At 66.7% G+C, this 17,100-nt stretch carries 11 protein-coding genes; all 11 read left to right on the forward strand.

Annotated features, from left to right (window positions below; genetic code table 11):
• The first annotated feature begins 19 nt into the window (after positions 1–19).
• The 11 genes from BM436_RS25225 (at position 20) to BM436_RS25275 (ending at position 16,964) form a co-directional block, all read left to right on the forward strand.
• Positions 20–2,209 carry a LamG-like jellyroll fold domain-containing protein gene (locus tag BM436_RS25225; RefSeq protein WP_093558295.1) on the forward strand — a complete coding sequence of 730 codons (2,190 nt, stop codon included), beginning with the start codon at positions 20–22 and terminating at the stop codon, positions 2,207–2,209.
• Between the two features lie 631 nt (positions 2,210–2,840).
• Entirely contained in the window at positions 2,841–3,956 is a 1,116-nt protein-coding gene (locus tag BM436_RS25230) for an acyltransferase family protein (protein ID WP_177307501.1), read from the forward strand.
• A gap of 214 nt (positions 3,957–4,170) precedes the next feature.
• Entirely contained in the window at positions 4,171–5,385 is a 1,215-nt protein-coding gene (locus BM436_RS25235) for a helix-turn-helix domain-containing protein (protein WP_093558297.1), read from the forward strand.
• 356 nt (positions 5,386–5,741) lie between these two features.
• Positions 5,742–6,020, forward strand: a complete 279-nt coding sequence (locus BM436_RS25240; protein ID WP_143133305.1) for a hypothetical protein — start codon at positions 5,742–5,744, stop codon at positions 6,018–6,020.
• Positions 6,021–6,160: 140 nt separating this feature from the next.
• A complete protein-coding gene (locus BM436_RS25245; RefSeq protein WP_093558299.1) occupies positions 6,161–7,354 on the forward strand; it encodes a XylR family transcriptional regulator in 1,194 nt (397 codons plus the stop codon).
• A 60-nt stretch (positions 7,355–7,414) separates the two neighbouring features.
• Positions 7,415–9,043, forward strand: a complete 1,629-nt coding sequence (locus tag BM436_RS25250) for an alpha-L-fucosidase (RefSeq protein ID WP_229490696.1) — start codon at positions 7,415–7,417, stop codon at positions 9,041–9,043.
• A 198-nt stretch (positions 9,044–9,241) separates the two neighbouring features.
• Entirely contained in the window at positions 9,242–10,126 is an 885-nt protein-coding gene (locus BM436_RS25255; protein ID WP_143133306.1) for an aldose epimerase family protein, read from the forward strand.
• Positions 10,127–10,244: 118 nt separating this feature from the next.
• Positions 10,245–11,735 carry a tryptophan halogenase family protein gene (locus BM436_RS25260; protein ID WP_177307503.1) on the forward strand — a complete coding sequence of 497 codons (1,491 nt, stop codon included), beginning with the start codon at positions 10,245–10,247 and terminating at the stop codon, positions 11,733–11,735.
• Entirely contained in the window at positions 11,732–13,387 is a 1,656-nt protein-coding gene (locus tag BM436_RS25265; protein ID WP_093558303.1) for an alpha-L-fucosidase, read from the forward strand. The genes BM436_RS25260 and BM436_RS25265 overlap by 4 nt, the downstream gene beginning before the upstream one ends.
• 13 nt (positions 13,388–13,400) lie before the next feature.
• Complete coding sequence (locus BM436_RS25270; protein WP_093558304.1) at positions 13,401–14,927, forward strand: tryptophan halogenase family protein; 1,527 nt, start codon at positions 13,401–13,403, stop codon at positions 14,925–14,927.
• A 105-nt stretch (positions 14,928–15,032) separates the two neighbouring features.
• On the forward strand, positions 15,033–16,964 hold the full coding sequence (locus BM436_RS25275; RefSeq protein ID WP_093558305.1) for a putative bifunctional diguanylate cyclase/phosphodiesterase: 1,932 nt from the start codon (positions 15,033–15,035) through the stop codon (positions 16,962–16,964).
• Positions 16,965–17,100: the final 136 nt, after the last annotated feature.

The raw sequence follows: 17,100 nt of genomic DNA on the forward strand, positions 1-17,100 counted from the left end.
AACCCCGGAGTGAAGAAATATGATTAACACGGTGGAAGATGTTATCGAAAACAAAAACGCGGAGATTTCGCGCCGCACCTTCCTGTATAGCCTCGGAGCCCTCGCGCTGGCCGGTTGCGGCGGCGGACTGGGTGGGGACGGGCAGGGCGGAGCCCCCGGCGCGCTCGCCGCGGCCCGGCAGGGCGGCAAGCCGCCGGGCGCGTTCATCCATCCCGGCCTGCTGCACACGGACGCCGATTTCACGCGCATGGCGGCGAAGTACACCACCAGCCCATGGAGCGGCAGCTGGAACCTGCTGATCAACAACAGCCACGCCAGCCTGGGTTACACGGCGCGTCCCGTTCCCATCGTCTACCGCGGCAGCGACGGCGTTCATGCCCAGAACTTCGGGCTGTTGTTTAGCGACGTGGCGGCGGCCTACGCCTGCGCGCTGCGCTGGAAGGTCTCGGGCAACCCCGACTACGCCAACAAGGCGGTGGAGATCATGAACGCCTGGTCGGCGGTCCTGACCTCCATCCAGGGCAGCACCGAAGCGGCGCTGGCGGCCGGCCTCCAAGGCTACGAGTTCGCCAACGCCGCCGAGATCATGCGCGGCTACAGCGGCTGGGCGGCGGCCGATTTCACCCGCTTCCGCAACATGATGCTCAACGTCTTCTATCCGATCAACCACGACTTCCTGATACGCCACAACGGCACCGAGATCACCCATTATTGGGCCAACTGGGACCTGTGCAACCTGGCCTCCATCCTGGCCATCAGCGTGTTGTGCGACGACCAGGCCAAATGGGACGAGGCCATCAACTACCTCAAGGGCGAGAGCGGCAACGGCGGCATAGGCCAGGCCGTGTACTTCCTGCATCCCGGCCATCTGGGCCAGTGGCAGGAATCGGGGCGCGACCAGGGCCACGCCACGCTCGGCATCGCGCTGCTGGGCGCGATCTGCGAAATGGCGTGGAACCAGGGCGAGGACCTGTACGGCCACGACAACAACCGCTTCCTGGCGGGCGCGGAATATGTCGCCAAGAGCAATCTGATCGAGTCCGGCGGCACCTATTACACCGTGCCCTACGTCCGCTACAACAACATCGACAATGTCAACCAAACCGTCTTCAGCACATCCGCCCAGGGGCACGTGAGGCCTTGCTGGGCGCTGGTCTACAACCATTACGTCAACCGCAAGGGGCTGGCCGCGCCGCACTCGAAACGGTTCGCGCTGCAGATCCAGCCCGAGGGGGGCGGCTCCGGGTCCGGCAGTGGCGGCTACGACCAGCTGGGCTACGGCACCTTGACCTGCACGCGCGATCCCATCGCCAGCGGCGCCGCGCCCAGCGGGCTGACCGCCCACACGATGGGCGGCGCGGTGGTCCTGTCGTGGTGGGGCAGCGCCTACGCCACCGGCTACACGCTGAAGCGCGCCACCACGCCGGGCGGACCGTACACGACGGTGGCCAGCGGCATCACCGACCCGCTCACCTATAGTGACAGCGGCCTGGCGGCGGGCACCTACTACTATGTGGTGAGCGCCACCACGTCGACCGGCACCACCGCCAACTCCAACGAGACCAAGGCGGTGGTGGGCGTGCAACTGCACACCCTCCTGGCCTTCAACGAGAGCGGCGGCACGGTCGCCGCCGACGCCAGCGGCCAGGGCCACGCCGGCACGCTGGCGGGCGGCGCCATCTGGGTGCCGGGCAAGAAGAACAACGCCGTGTCGCTCAACGGCAGCAGCGGCTACGTCAGCCTGCCGGCGGGCATCATGTCCGACGTGGGCGACGCCACCATCGCGTGCTGGGTGTACTGGAACGCCAGCCGGGCTTGGGAGCGCGTGTTCGACTTCGGTTCCGGCACCGGCCACTACATGATGCTGACGCCGCGTGCGGGGAACACCGGGCCGGCGCGCTTCGCCATCACGGTCAACGGCTGGAGCAACGAGCAGAACATCAACAGCACCGCGGCGCTGCCCACGGGGCAGTGGGTGCACGTGGCGGTGACGCTGTCCGGCGGCACCGGCAGGCTGTACGTGAACGGCGTGCAGGCGGGCGTCAACACCGGCATGTTCCTGGCGCCGTTCAGGCTGCAGAACACCACCAGGAACTGGATCGGCCGCTCGCAGTATCCCGATCCGTATTTCAACGGCAAAATCGATGAGTTCCGCATCTATCGCGGCGCGCTCAGCGCGGCCGAGGTGGCGGCGCTGATGACCGCCTGACGCGGAATGCCTACGGGCGGCCCACCGGCTTGCCGCGCCGCCGGTGGCCGTCTTGCCGAAGCCCAGCGCCGTGGCCCGCGTTACGCCCGGCGCTCGGATGCACCGACGGGCCGTTGAAGCCCGGTTGGCCCGGCGCCGTCGCGGGCCGGGCGTGGGGAATATCGTTGCCCCCACTCGCGATTTTCGGAATTGACCCGGCCCCTGCGCCGCCCGCACAATCGCATCGGCGGCGCGGCGCGGCGCGGCGCGTCGGCGCGACAACGCCGCATCTTGTATCGTCCACCACCATTCAGCGAGACGATGGACATGAACTATTCCGTGCCCGGCCGCGGCGCATGGTGATGACGGCCCGCCACCACGACGGCTACGCGCTGTTCGACGACGGCGCCAACCCGTTCACCAGTGATGATCCATACAAGGAAGGGAAGGTTTCTCCAACCGCCGATCCGGCGGTTTTTTCGGGGGCGGCTTGGGCCGCCCCTTTTTTTCGCGGAGCGCCAACAGCGCGCCGCCGCCTGCGTAATTTCATGTGCCGCGTTGGCGGTTTTTGCAATTGTGGCGCCGGGGCGCAACTCGCACAATGCGTTCAACCGATCCGCGGCGCGGGTCCCATTGAGCGAGGAGTGTCATCGTGAAGTCGCATTACCATGTGCTGGATGGCTTGCGCGGAACCGCCGCATTCAGCGTCTTCACCTTCCATATCCTGGAAATGCTGGTGCCCAGCCTGGAGCTGAATCCCATGCCGCATACCTTTCTCGCGGTGGATTTCTTCTTCGCCCTGTCCGGTTTCATCCTCGGTCACGCGTATGACGCCCGCATGTGCGATGGCGGCCGTCTGGCGCCGTCCGGCTTTTTCATGCGCAGGCTGATCCGGCTGCACCCGATGGTGCTGGTGGCGATGGTGGTTGGCGTGCTCGGCTACCTGTTCGATCCCTTCGCCGGCAACGCCCAGCGCATCGGCCCCGCGCTGTCGCCGGGCATGCTGCTGCTGACGTTCTGCCTGAGTCTGTTGCTGTTGCCGGCGCCGACGCTGCCCAATTATTTCGGCGAAACGCACCCGGTCAACGGTCCGTCGTGGACGCTGCTCCAGGAATACATCGCCAACGTGCTGTATGCGCTGTTCGCTTCCCGGCTGGGGCGCAAGCCGCATATCGTCCTGTGCTGCGCCAGCGCGCTGGCCTTGTTGTGGACGGCAAAGCGATTCGGCAATCTGGGTTATGGCTGGGGCTGGGACCACTACTGGGTCGCGCCGGTCCGCCTCGCCTGTCCATTCCTGCTGGGATTGCTGGTGTACCGGATGAAATTGCGGATCGCGCTGCCGCATCCCTACGCCGTGCTGTCGCTGGCGCTGGTCGCCGTCTTTGCCGCGCCGGTGTTCAGGGCGTACAACTGGCTGTACGAGGCGGTGTGCGTGATCGTGGTGTTCCCGTGCATCCTGATGGCGGGCGCGGGAGCGGACCAGGGCGAGGACGGGCGGGGGTGGCTGGCCCGCCTGGCGGGCGAGCTGTCCTATCCCGTCTACATTGTGCATTACCCCTTTATTTATATTTTCGCCCACTGGAACTGGTCCACGCATCCGTCCAGGCCGGTGTTGGCGGCGGCGGGCGTCGGCATGTATTGCGGCGTGACGCTGTTCGCCCTGGCGTTGTCCAGATGGTATGACCGGCCTCTGCGCGCGTGGCTGGCCCGTGTCTGCCTGGCGCGCGAGGCCGAGCCAACGCGGTTCAGTCCTCAAAGCGCCTCGTAACGGTCGTCCCTGCCACCTTTGTGGTAGTCTTTTCGGGGCGGCTCCGGCCGCCCCTTTTTTTTGCAATGGACAATCATGAGATCCCTCGCGGGCCGACCGGCAGGAGCGTACAGCGGGTTCCCGGCGGTCGCCTGGGGCGGGTTGAACTGTTATGATGCATATGGCGCGACCCCAAGCGGTGGTGCGCGGAGACCGTTCATCATAATGTACCAACATGCAACATTTCTATAAGAAGGCGCTGGTCGCGCTCATTTTCCTGGTGCTTGCAGACCTGCTGCTGGCGTCTTTTTTCATCCATCAGAGTTTTCTGACCTTTTTTCTATTGCCGGCCGATAAAGATGGCGCCCGCTGGCACTACCGCACTTACACGGATGTCGCGACGGGGGGCAGTTCCACCATCCTCAGCGATCCCGGCCGGGACCGGATACGATTCGACTTCAAGCTGACGGACGCCGCGCGGTATCCCTACGTTGCCACCGAACTGATGCTGGACGATCAGAATGGACGGCAGACCCACCTGGACTGGTCGAAATACACCACCATCACTTTCCTCGCCAAATGCGCGCCCTCCGGGTCGATGACCATGGTCATCTCCACGTTTGACGACAAGATCTCCAAGCCTGGAAAACTCGAAACCTATCCTTCGCCCGGCACGTACTTTTCCTGTAACAGGCATGGCGTGCCGGTCTCGCTGGATATTACCCGGATGTTTATCCCCGAGTGGTGGCTTTCCTCGATGCGGCTCGACTTGTCGCAGCAGGGCTATATATTAAACAAGGTGGCGAAAATCGTGTTCGGCACCGGCTCGGCGACGCCCCGCAACGTCGATTCTTACGTGGAAATCAGCGACGTGATTTTGCATGGCCGGGATTATCGCTATATCGCGGCTTTGCTTGCCATTCTATTGGCGAGCTGTGGCGCGTTCGCCCTCTGGTTTTTCCGCGCCCATACCCGCGCGTTGGCCGCCAGCCTGGAATCCAAGCTGAAGAAAGACTTGCCATTGGTGGCGTACCGTCAATTAACCCTGGAGCCCTATAAGGACAAGGAAAAGGCTTTGGTCCTGCGGTTTATCGCCACGAATTACACAAACGCCAATCTGGACCTGGATGCAGTGGTGGCCGGGACGGGGGCGAACCGTCACAAAGTCAATGAAGTGCTGAAAGCGGAACTCGGGATGACTTTCAGCAGCTACCTGAATAAATTGCGGCTGACGGAGGCCGCCAGGTTATTGGCCGAGAAAGGCACAGCGACGATGGCGGAAATCGCCTATTCGGTCGGCTATGCCAGTGCTCCCTATTTCAACAAGCTGTTCAAGGAAGAATACGGCTGCACGCCGAAGTCCTTCCGCTCCATCTCCACCCAGCAGGACCAGCCCGCCGAGGCCCCCCCGCCGGAGCCGCCTGGCCCCTCTGTGGGCGCGCTGGGCTAGGCTCTTACACTTCCGGTAAAAATTCTTGCAAATTCTGTGGTTTGACAGGAATTCCTGTATAGGCGATACCGTCGCGCGCCACTGAGGCCATATGCTTCAGTCGTGGGTAGCTTCCGCTATCGATCCCGGTTCACTATACAAGGAGTGCCATCCGATGCCAGACCGTATCCGCCGGCGTGTCCCCGTCCACGCGGCACGTGCGCGCTTTTTCAAGTCCGCCCCCCGCCCCACGCGCTCCATTCCTGGAGTTGCGATTAATCGACCGAATTCATTTCAAGTGTGACGCCGCGCTCCAGCGTGGTGTCCTTGCGGCTTTTGGCTTGCGCTGCCTTGACGCGTCCGGAGCGGGCCGGTTATTGCCCGAAAATCTTAAAAAAAGCAATCTGGAGGGGATGATGATTTTGAAACCGATTCGCGCGCTGCTGTCCGCCGCGTTATTGATGGCGCCCGCGGCCCAGGCGGAAAACTATAAATGGGACACCGTCGCGTTTGGCGGCGGCGGTTTTGTCACCGGTGTGATTCCCAGTAAATCGGAGCGCGGCGTCGTTTATATGCGCACCGACGTGCGCGGCGCCTACCGCTGGAACGCGCAGCAGGAACGCTGGATGGCATTGCAGGACAAGACCCTGGCGTGACAAGCTGGCCGCCGCGCCAGCGGCGGGGCGCGCCCCTCGCCCAACCATAAAAATATAAAACGGAGACTGGACCATGAAGCGTTACCAAACCCATCGCGTGCCGCCGGTGTTGAACACCGTGCCGGCGATCTGAGGTCGACATGAAAACGACCAAACCGCATCGGATTGCCCTGCTGTTCAACGGCAACAAGAGTTTCGACCGCGAGGTCATTTCCGGCATCGCCGGCTATCTGGGCAGCACGCGCGCGGCCTGGGACCTGTTCCTGGAGGAGGACTTCCGTCTGCGCCTGGACGGCATCGAGCGCTGGCAGGGCGACGGCATCATCGCCGATTTCGACGACCCGGCCGTGGCCAAGGCCCTGTCGCGCTGCGCCGTTCCGGTGGTGGCGGTGGGCGGCTCCTATTCGGACGACGGCGCGTATCCGCGCGGCCTGCCTTACGTGGCGACCGACAATTTCAAACTCATCAAGCTGGCGCGCGACCACCTGATCGATGTCGGCCTGCAGCGCTTCGCCATGTTCAGCCTGCCCAGGTCCAGCGAGAACCGCTGGGCGCTGGAGCGCGAAAACGCCTTCCGCGCCCTGATGCTGGACGACCGGATGGACGCCGAGATCTTCCGCGGCTGTGAAACCAGCGCGTCCTCGTGGGACGAGGCGGTCGAGGGCCAGATCGCCTGGTTGCGCAGCTTGCCCAAGCCGATCGGCATCATCGCCGTCACGGACGCGCGCGCGCGCCAGTTGCTGCAGGCCTGCGCCATCGGCGGCATCGCGGTGCCGGAACAGGTGGCGCTGATCGGCATCGACAACGACCCGATGGTGCGCATGCTGACCCGCATCCCGCTCAGTTCCGTGATGCAGGGCGCGCAGGAGATGGGGCGCACGGCGGCCCATCTGCTGGACCAGATGTTGCACGGCGTGCGCCTGGCGAACACCCGCATCATGGTGCCGCCGGCCGGCATCAACGTGTTCGCGTCCAGCAAGCACGAGGCGACCAGGCATCCGCATGTGATGCGGGCCCACCATTTCATCCGCCAGTACGCCTGCCAAGGCATCAAGACCCACCAGGTGGCCGAGTACGTGGGCGTGTCGCGTTCCTCGCTGGAAGCCTGCTTCCGCCAGGAGCTCGAATGCAGCGTGCACGACGTGATCCTGCGCTTCAAGCTCGACGCCGCCAAGGCCCGCCTGGAAAGCGGTGAAAGCAGTATCGCCGACGTGGCGCTGGGCTGCGGCTTCACTTCCATCCAGTACATGCATTTCGTGTTCAAACGCGAACTGGGCTGCACGCCGCGCGTCTACCGCGACCGCGCGCGCGGCGAGGCGGGACTGGCGGCGTGACGGCGTGAATATTGAAGAAGGAATAAAAGGACAATGAAGCGGAGACGATTACTGAAACACATGGGCGCGGCCATTCCGGCCCTGGCCCTGTCCAGGATGGCCCGCGCGGCCGAGGCGATGACGCGGCCGGTCGCCGGGCCGATCGCCAGCGGCCCGTTCACGCCGGACTGGAATTCGCTGTCCGCCTACCAGACGCCGGACTGGTTCCGCGACGCCAAATTCGGCATCTGGGCGCACTGGGGCCCGCAGTGCGAACCGGAGTTCGGCGACTGGTACGGGCGCCTCATGTACGAGGAGGGCAGCGACGCCTACCGCCACCACGTGCAAAAGTACGGCCACCCGTCCAAGTTCGGCTTCAAGGACGTGATCCACCAGTGGAAGGCGGAGCAATGGAATCCGGACGCCCTGATGGCGCTGTACAAGCGGGCCGGCGCCAAATACTTCATGGCGCTGGCCAACCACCACGACAACTTCGACCTGTACAACAGCCGCCACCAGCCGGACTGGAATGCCACCAGCATGGGGCCGCGCAAGGATTTGATCGCCGGCTGGAGCCGCGCCGCGCGCGCCAACGGCTTGCGCTTCGGCGTCAGCGTGCACGCCGCGCACGCCTGGACCTGGTTCGAGACGGCGCAGCGCGCCGACAAGAACGGTCCACACGCCGGCGTTCCCTACGATGGCAACCTGACCAGGGCCGACGGCAAGGGCCAGTGGTGGGAGGGGCGCGACCCGCAGGCGCTGTATGCGCAACGACACCCGCTGAGCAAGGCCGACGGCGACGGCGGCGTGCACCACGAGCAGTGGCACTGGGGCGGCGGCGCCGCCATTCCCAACCAGGCGTATTGCGACAACTTCTATGCGCGCACGCGCGACCTGATCGATTCCTACGACCCGGACATCGTGTATTACGACGACACCGTGCTGCCGCTGTGGCCGTTCAGCGACGTCGGCCTGCGCCTGGCGGCGCACATGTACAACCGCAGCATCGCCACCAAGGGCAAACTCGAGGCGGTCGTCAACGGCAAGATCCTCAACGCCCAGCAGCGCCGCGCCCTGGTGCTGGACGTCGAACGCGGGCAACTCAACCAGATCGAGCCGCTGCCGTGGCAGACCTGCACCTGCATCGGCAGCTGGCACTACGACCGGCGCGTGTATGACCACAACGCCTACAAGAGCGCGCGGACGGTGGTGCACATCCTGATCGACGTGGTCAGCAAGAACGGCAACCTGCTGCTGAGCGTGCCGGTGCGCGGCGACGGCACCATTGACGAGAAGGAGCAGGCGATCGTCGAGGAGATCGGCCACTGGATGGCGCGCAACAGCGAGGGGATTTACGACACCCGCCCTTGGGCCGTGTTCGGCGAGGGGCCGGTGATGAAGGAAGCGCCGGCGATGTCCGGCGCGGGCTTCAACGAGGGCAAGACCAAGCCGTTCAGCGCCGCCGACATCCGCTTCACCACCAAGGGGGAGGCCGTCTACGCCTTCGTCATGGGCTGGCCGGAAACGGGCAAGGTGGTGATCGAGTCCATGCGCAGCGGCGGCCCGCACCTGGCCAAACGCGTCGCGCGGGTGGAGTTGCTGGGCTCCGGCCGCAAGCTGGCGTTCCGCCAGACCGCGCAGGGATTGCAAGTGACGCTGCCGGCCGACAAGCCCGCGCTGGCCTACGCCAACGCGCTGAAGATCACCTGAACCCCCGGGCGCCGCCGCGTTGGGGGGGCGGCGCCCGCCCGGGGCCGCGCGGCTTCGGAAGAATCGTTCCCGGGGTTGGTGATTTTAGCAATTGAACCACCCCGCCGAGGGTTGCAGAATGGTACGGTGCTTCCCGACCATGGGAAGCCCCGCGTGGCGATGGCCACTCCAGAGGAACAGAGACCCCCCGTTTTCCCCATGATGACTAATCCAATTCCCGACACTGCGGCGGAGCCGGACGAACACCGCTTGTTTGTGCTCGAGAACGCCAGCGGCATGACGGTGGCGATCAGCGAACGCGACGCGTCCCTGCGTTCGTGGCGCGCGCCCGACCGCTATGGCCGCATGGCCAACGTGCTGCTCGCCGACGCCGGCATCGATGCCCATGCCGGCGCGGCGGCCGCGCCGGTGCGCTGGCGGGGCCATCTGGCCGAGGGCGGCGTGTCGCTGCTGGCGGCGCGCGGCGACGCCGACATGCTGGTCAATTACCATCTCGACGACGATGGCAGCCTGATCATCAACTACCAGGTCGTGGCCGCCTCGCCCGTTCCCCTGCAGGCGAACGCCTACCCTTGCTTCAACCTGAACGGCGGCATCGCCGGCGTCGACGACCACATGCTGCGGATCGAGGCCGACTACTACGTGGAGGTGGACGCCGACGGCGCGCCGGTCGGCGTGGCGGCGGTCGGACGCACGCCGTTCGACTTCCGCCAGCCGGCCCCCATCGGTCCGCGGCTGCGCTGGCTGGACAGCCAGATCCGCCTGGCGGGCGGCTTCGATCACTGCTTCTTCGTCCGCAGCCACTACACCGGCGGGCAATGCGCGCTGCGCGAAGTGGCCTGTGTGTTCGATCCGGGCTCCGGACGGCGCCTGCAGCTGTACTCCACCGAGGCCGCGCTGCAATTCTTCAGCGGCGATCGCGACGCGGGCGCGCCGGCCAGGCCGCACCGGCACCGGGATGGATTCGGGCTCGAACCGAACGCCCGCCCCAGCCTGCAAAGCGTGGCATGGCCGCGGGTCATGCTGAATCCGGGGGAGGTGTATCGCCAAACCACCGTCTACCGGATCTCGCTGCAGGATTAGCCGGCGCGGCTGGCTCGCCACCGGGCGCCTGACTGATTTTGTTCCGTCTCCTGGCGGTTTTTATAATTGCCGCCGGACCACCTGGCTTGCACAATGCAATGCCATGAAGGAGATCGCCATGAACACGGCATATAAACGCATCGTCGTCGTCGGAGGCGGCACCGCCGGCTGGATGACGGCCGCGGCGCTGGCCACCGCGCTGCCCGGCGGCTCGGTCGAGCTGGTCGAATCGGAGGAGATCGGCATTGTCGGCGTGGGCGAGGCGAGCTTTCCGTCCATCCGCGCCTTCCACAAGCTCCTCGGCGTTGACGAGGCCGAGTTCCTGCGCGCCACCAACGGCACCTACAAGCTGGGCATCGAGTTCCGCGACTGGCGCGCCCAGGGCGAACGCTATTTCCACACCTTCGGCGACTTCGGCGACCTGACCGGCCCCCACGCCCTGTGGGGCCAGCACCGCCGGGTCAACGACGCCGGCCTGGGCGCCCTGCACGAGCAATGCCTGCCCAGCGTGATGGCCGGCCAGGGGCGCTTCCAGGCGCCGTCGGAGCACGGCAAGCTGTTCGACTACGCCTACCACTTCGACGCCACGCTGTACGCCCCGTTCCTGCGCAAGCTGGCCCTGCGACGGGGCGCGCGGCGCACCGAGGGGCGCATCGTGGACGTCACGCGCCGCGCCGACGGCGGCGTGGACCAGCTCAAGCTGGCCGACGGCCGCGTGGTGGAGGGCGACCTGTACATCGACTGCTCCGGCTTCGCGTCCCTGCTGCTGGGGCGTGCGCTGGGCGAGCCCTTTGTCGATTTCAGCCACTGGCTGCCGGCGGACCGGGCGTGGGCCTGCCCCGCCGAGCGCGTGGGAACCGAGCTGGCGCCGTACACGCGCGCCACCGCGCTGGAGGCGGGCTGGGCGTGGCGTATTCCGCTGCGCAACCGCACCGGCCATGGCCACGTTTTCGCCAGCCGCTACATCGACGAGGACTGCGCGCGCGAACAATTGCTGCGACAGCTGGACGGCCCTGCGCTGGGCGAGCCGCGCCTGCTGCGCTTCGCCACCGGGCACCGGCGGCGCGTCTGGGTGCGCAACGTGGTCTCGCTGGGTCTGTCGTCGGGCTTCCTGGAGCCGCTGGAGTCGACCAGCATCTTCCTGGTCCAGAGCGGCCTGGGCCGCATGATCGACCTGTTGCTGCCCGGCGTGGCGCCCGGCGAGTCCCAGGTGGCGGCCTACAACGCCGGCATGGTGCGCCAGTTCGCGCGCGTGCGCGACTTCATCATCCTGCACTACTGTCTCACGGCGCGCCGCGACGGCAAGCTGTGGCGCGCGATGATGACGATGGAGCTGCCCGAAACGCTGGCCTTCAAGATCCACGCCTGGCGCCAGTCCGGCACGCTGTACCAGTACGACGAGGAGGGCTTCGACGCCACAAGCTGGCTGGCGATCCACGCGGGCATGGGGCACTGGCCCGAGCGCGCCGATCCCTCGCTGCGCGACCTGGCCCCCGACGCGGCGCTGCGGGCGCTGCAACGCCGCCGCGACAGCCTGGCCGCCGTCGTGGCGGCGATGCCCACCCATGACGCCTACCTGCGTGATATGACACAGCAAGGAACACGATGAAACGACGACAATTGTTGAAACAAATGGGCGCGGCCATTCCGGCCGTGGCGTTGTCCGGCGTCGCGCGCGCCGCCGACGCGATCGCGCAAGCGGGCCCGGGCCCGATCGCGGCCGGCCCGTTTTCGCCGGAATGGAGTTCGCTGGAGCAGTACCGGACGCCGGACTGGTTCCGCGACGCCAAATTCGGCATCTGGGCGCACTGGGGCCCGCAATGCGAGCCCGAGTCCGGCGACTGGTACGGGCGCGCCATGTACGAGGAGGGCGGCGACGCCTATCGCAACCATCTGCGCAAGTACGGCCACCCGTCCAGGTTCGGCTTCAAGGACGTGATCCACCAGTGGAAGGCGGAGCGCTGGGATCCGGACGCGCTGGTGGCTTTTTACAAGAAGGCCGGGGCCCGGTACTTCGTGGCGCTGGCCAACCACCACGACAATTTCGACCTGTACGCCAGCCGCCACCAGCCGGAGTGGAACTCCACCAGGGTGGGCCCGCGCAAGGACTTGATCGCCGGCTGGAGCCGCGCCGCGCGCGCCAACGGCCTGCGCTTCGGCGTGAGCGTGCACGCGGCGCACGCCTGGACCTGGTACGAGACGGCGCAGGGCGCGGACAAGAACGGCCCGCTGGCCGGCGTGCCCTACGATGGCAACCTGACCAGGGCCGACGGCAAGGGCCTGTGGTGGGACGGGCTCGATCCGCAGGGCCTGTACGCGCAACGGCACCCCTTGAGCAAGGCCGACGGCGACGGCGGCGTGAACCACGAGCAGTGGCACTGGGGCGGCGGCGCCGCCATTCCCGACCAGGCCTATTGCGACAAGTTCTACAAGCGCACGCGCGAGCTGATCGACACCCACGACCCGGACCTGGTGTATTACGACGACACCGTGCTGCCCCTGTGGCCGTTCAGCGACGTGGGCCTGCGCCTGGCGGCGCACATGTACAACCGCAGCATCGCCACCAAGGGCAAGCTGGGGGCGGTCGTCAACGGCAAGATCCTCAACGCCCAGCAGCGCCGCGCCCTGGTGCTGGACGTCGAACGCGGGCAACTCAACCAGATCGAGCCGCTGCCGTGGCAGACCTGCACCTGCATCGGCAGCTGGCACTACGACCGGCGCGTGTATGACAACAACGCCTACAAGAGCGCGCGGACGGTGGTGCACATCCTGATCGACGTGGTCAGCAAGAACGGCAACCTGCTGCTGAGCGTGCCGGTGCGCGGCGACGGCACCATCGACGAGAAGGAACACGCGATCGTCGAGGAGGTCGGCCACTGGATGGCGCGCAACAGCGAGGGTATTTACGACACCCGCCCGTGGGCCGTGTTCGGCGAGGGACCGGCGATGCGGGAAGCGCCGGCGATGTCCGGCGCGGGCTTCAACGAGGGCAAGACCAAGCCGTTCACCGCCGCCGACATCCGCTTCACCGCCAAGGGGAAGGCCGTCTACGCCTTCCTCATGGGCTGGCCGGAAAACGGCGAGGTGGTGATCGAGTCCATGCGCAGCGGCGGCCCGCACCTGGCCAAACGCGTCGCGCGGGTCGAGCTGCTGGGTTCCGGCCGCAAGCTGGCGTTCCGCCAGACGGCGCAGGGCTTGCGGGTGACGCTGCCGGCCGACAAGCCCGCGCTGGCCTACGCCAACGCGCTAAAGATCATTTAAGCGGGGGAACGACATGACCGATTCGGCCATCCGGAAAATCGTCATCGTCGGCGGCGGCACCGCCGGCTGGATGACGGCGGCGCCGCTGGCGCTCAAGCTGGGCAAGTCCCGCGAAATCGTGCTGGTCGAGTCGCCGGAGATCGGCACCGTCGGCGTGGGCGAGGCGACGCTGCCCACCATCCGCTACTTCAACCTCGCGCTCGGCCTGGACGGCGCCGATTTCGTCAGGAAAACGCAGGCCACCTTCAAGCTCGGCATCGAATTCAAGGACTGGGGCCACGTCGGCAACCGCTTCTTCCACGGCTTCGGGGATTTCGGCCCGCCCATCGAGCACCGTTCGCCGTACCAGTATTGGCTGCGGCTGTCGCGCGAGTTCAAGGACATGCCCTCGTACGAGGAGTGGTCGATGGCGACGGCGATGGCGCGCAAGCACCGCTTCGCGCCGCCCCACGGCGACCAGCCGGCGGCGTCCAACGCCTATTCCTACGCCTTCCATTTCGACGCCGGACTGTACGCCGCCTATCTGCGCGACTACGCGATGCGGCGCGGCGTGGCGCGCATCGAAGGCATGATCACCGGGGTCGAGCAGCATCCCGATTCCGGCTTCATCACGGCCGTCAAACTGCGCGACGGGCGCAGGGTGGAGGGCGACCTGTTCATCGATTGCTCCGGCTTCCGCGGCCTGCTGATCGAAGGGGTCTACCAGGCCGGCTACGACGACTGGAGCGCCATGCTGCCGTGTAACAGCGCGCTGGCCGTGCCCTGCGAAAAAGCCGGCGAGCCGGCGCCCTACACCTTGTCGACCGCCAGGAGCGCCGGCTGGACCTGGCGCATTCCGCTGCAACACCGCACCGGCAACGGCCATGTCTACTGCGACGGCTTCACCACGGACGAGGCGGCGTCGCGCGTGCTGCTCGCCGGCCTCGACGGCCGCGCGCTCGACGAGCCGCGCAAGCTGCGCTTCACCACTGGCCGCCGCCGCAAGTCCTGGATCAAGAACTGCGTCGCCATCGGCTTGTCGAGCGGTTTTCTGGAGCCGCTGGAGTCGACCAGCATCAACATCATTGAGAACGCGGTGGGCTGGCTGCTGGACTATTTTCCCGACCGCTATTGCCGCCCCGAGTTGGCCGACGAGTTCAACCGGCTGGTGGCGCAGCGCTTCGAGTTCGTGCGCGACTTCATCATCCTGCACTACAAGGTCACCAGGCGGGACGATTCCGAGTTCTGGCGCTACTGCGCCGACATGCCGATTCCAGACACGCTGCGGCACCAGATCGAACTGTTCCGTGAAACGGGCCGCGTCGTCATCCACGATCCGGAGGGCTTCTCGGTGGCCTCGCACGTCTCTATCCTGGCCGGGCTGGGCGTGGTGCCCAAGGCCGACGATCCGCTCATCGACCTGATGGACCAGCGCAAATTGCACGCGCACTTCCACAAGGTGCGCGAGTCCATCGCGCGGACCGTCGACGCGATGCCGGGGCACGGCCAGTACCTCGCGCACCTGACGGGCGCGCCGCCCGCCGAGGGCTTGGCGGCCTGACACCCGGAAGCGCAGCGGCCTTGGCGCGCCGTTTCGGCGCGTGCCGCTTGCGTTGGCGCGCCCGCCCCCGGATAATTGGTTGATTCAATCGCTGGAGGTGGGCCGATGGCGAACCCTGCAGATGATACGGCCGCGAGCGCCATGCCGCTCGAGTTGCGGATCGAGCACGTGATGAGCGAACTCGAGCGCGTCAACCGCGCCCACCGGACCCTGAACGCCGGCAACCGGACTCTGCTGCGCGCGTCGAACGAGCAGCAACTGCTCGACGAGATGTGCCGGGTGATCGTGGAGCCCGGCGGCTACCTCATGGCGTGCGTCGCGTATGCGGTGCACGACGAGGCCAAGAGCGTGCGCTGGCGCGCCGGCGTCGGCATCGACGTCGACTACCTCGACTCGTTCCACTTCACCTGGGCCGACACCGAATGGGGCGGCTCCCTGGCCGGCGCCGCGATCCGCGGCGGCCAGGCCGTGGTCGACAAGCACATCACCGACGCCGAGTACGCGGGCGCCGTGTTCTCCGAGGTGCTGGAGGACATGGTTCAGCGCGGCGTGCGGGCCGCCACCGCCTTTCCCTTGCGCCTGGACGGGGAAGTGCTGGGCGCGCTGCTGATCCTGGCGGCCGAGCCCGACGCCTTCGACCAGGAGGAAGTCGCCCTGCTCGGCGAGCTGGCCGACGACCTGGCGTTCGGCATCGCCACCCTGCGCACGCGCGCGCTGCACGGCGAGGCGCAGCGGACCATCGCGCGCCTGGCGTACCGGGACACGCTGACCGGCCTGGCCAACCGCACGCTGCTGGTGGACATCCTGGACGCCGCGATGCACGAGGCCAGGCGGCAGCACCGCTCGCTGGCCCTGCTGCACCTGAACGTCGGCCACTTCCACGAGATCAACAAGATGCTGGGCTACCGCGCGGGCGATGAGCTGATGCGCTCGCTCGCGCTGCGCCTGCCGGGCGACGTGCCCGACGGCGCGACGCTGGCGCGGGTGGGCGAGGCGGCGTTCGCCTTGCTGTTGCCCAGCGGCGACGCCGAGTATGCGCGCCAGGTGGCGCAGCAACTGCTGGAGGCGCTGGACGGTCCGGTCGAGGTCGCGGGCCTGACGCTGTACGCGCAGGTGGGCATCGGCATCGCCCTGTTCCCCGGCCACGCGGCCGACGCGGACGTGCTGATCCGGCGCGCCAGCGCGGCGATGGACCAGGTCAGGCCCGGGCGCAGCGGCTACGCGATCTACACCGCGGGCCAGGAGCAGGAGAGCACCCGGCGCCTGGCGCTGCTGGGGGATTTGAACCGGGCCATCAAGGACAACGAGCTGCGCCTGTATTGCCAGCCCAAGGTGGACATCCCATCCGGCTCGGTGTGCGGCGCGGAGGCCCTGGTGCGGTGGATACATCCGCGGCACGGCATGATCTCCACGACCGAGTTCATCCAGCTGGCCGAGCAGGCGGGCACCATCACGCCGCTGACCAACTGGATGCTGGAGGCCGCGTTCAGCCAGTGCCACGCCTGGCACGAGGCGGGCCTGGAGCGCGCGCTGGCGGTCAACCTGTCGGCCCACGACCTGTACGACCAGGGACTGGTGGACCGCGTCCGCGGCATGTTCTCGACCTGGGGCGTGGGACCCGAGTTGATCCAGTTCGAGCTGACCGAGGGCACCTTGATGGCGGACCCCGACATCGCGCTGGCCACGCTGTTCAACCTGAAGAACCTGGATGTCCAGTTGTTCATCGACGACTACGGCACCGGCTACTCCAGCCTCAGCTACCTGCGGGCGCTGCCGGTCGACGCCCTGAAGATCGACCGCTCCTTCGTCACGCCGATGACGGCCAAGGACAACTCCGCCGTGATCGTGAACTCCACGATCGAGCTGGGCCACAACCTGGACTTGAAAATCGTCGCCGAGGGGGTGGAGAGCCAGGACGTGTGGGAGCAACTGGCGGCGGCCGGATGCGACGTCGCGCAGGGCTTCCTCATCAGCCGGCCGATGCCGGCCGACGAGTTTCTCGCCTGGGACGCCGGGTGGCGGCGGGCCAAGGCCTAGCGCGGGACGCCGACGGGGGACGAAGGGGAGTGCCCCTCCCGGTATATTAATTGGATATATCTCCAGTGAATTTTGTCAATTGTTTAGGCAAAACCCGCGTGACACACTCAGCCCTCGTGGCGTGAGCTCATATATT

This window comes from Pseudoduganella namucuonensis, assembly GCF_900116645.1.
GTDB classification, from domain to species: domain Bacteria; phylum Pseudomonadota; class Gammaproteobacteria; order Burkholderiales; family Burkholderiaceae_D; genus Rugamonas; species Rugamonas namucuonensis.

What these genes read in the sequence shown, in the direction of transcription:
- BM436_RS25235 (WP_093558297.1), top strand. Translation starts at nt 4,171, where the DNA reads ATGCAACATTTCTATAAGAAGGCGCTGGTCGCGCTCATTTTCCTGGTG.
- BM436_RS25250 (WP_229490696.1), top strand. Translation starts at nt 7,415, where the DNA reads ATGGGCGCGGCCATTCCGGCCCTGGCCCTGTCCAGGATGGCCCGCGCG.
- BM436_RS25270 (WP_093558304.1), top strand. Translation starts at nt 13,401, where the DNA reads ATGACCGATTCGGCCATCCGGAAAATCGTCATCGTCGGCGGCGGCACC.
- BM436_RS25275 (WP_093558305.1), top strand. Translation starts at nt 15,033, where the DNA reads ATGGCGAACCCTGCAGATGATACGGCCGCGAGCGCCATGCCGCTCGAG.
- BM436_RS25265 (WP_093558303.1), top strand. Translation starts at nt 11,732, where the DNA reads ATGAAACGACGACAATTGTTGAAACAAATGGGCGCGGCCATTCCGGCC.
- BM436_RS25260 (WP_177307503.1), top strand. Translation starts at nt 10,245, where the DNA reads ATGAACACGGCATATAAACGCATCGTCGTCGTCGGAGGCGGCACCGCC.
- BM436_RS25255 (WP_143133306.1), top strand. Translation starts at nt 9,242, where the DNA reads ATGATGACTAATCCAATTCCCGACACTGCGGCGGAGCCGGACGAACAC.
- BM436_RS25245 (WP_093558299.1), top strand. Translation starts at nt 6,161, where the DNA reads ATGAAAACGACCAAACCGCATCGGATTGCCCTGCTGTTCAACGGCAAC.
- BM436_RS25225 (WP_093558295.1), top strand. Translation starts at nt 20, where the DNA reads ATGATTAACACGGTGGAAGATGTTATCGAAAACAAAAACGCGGAGATT.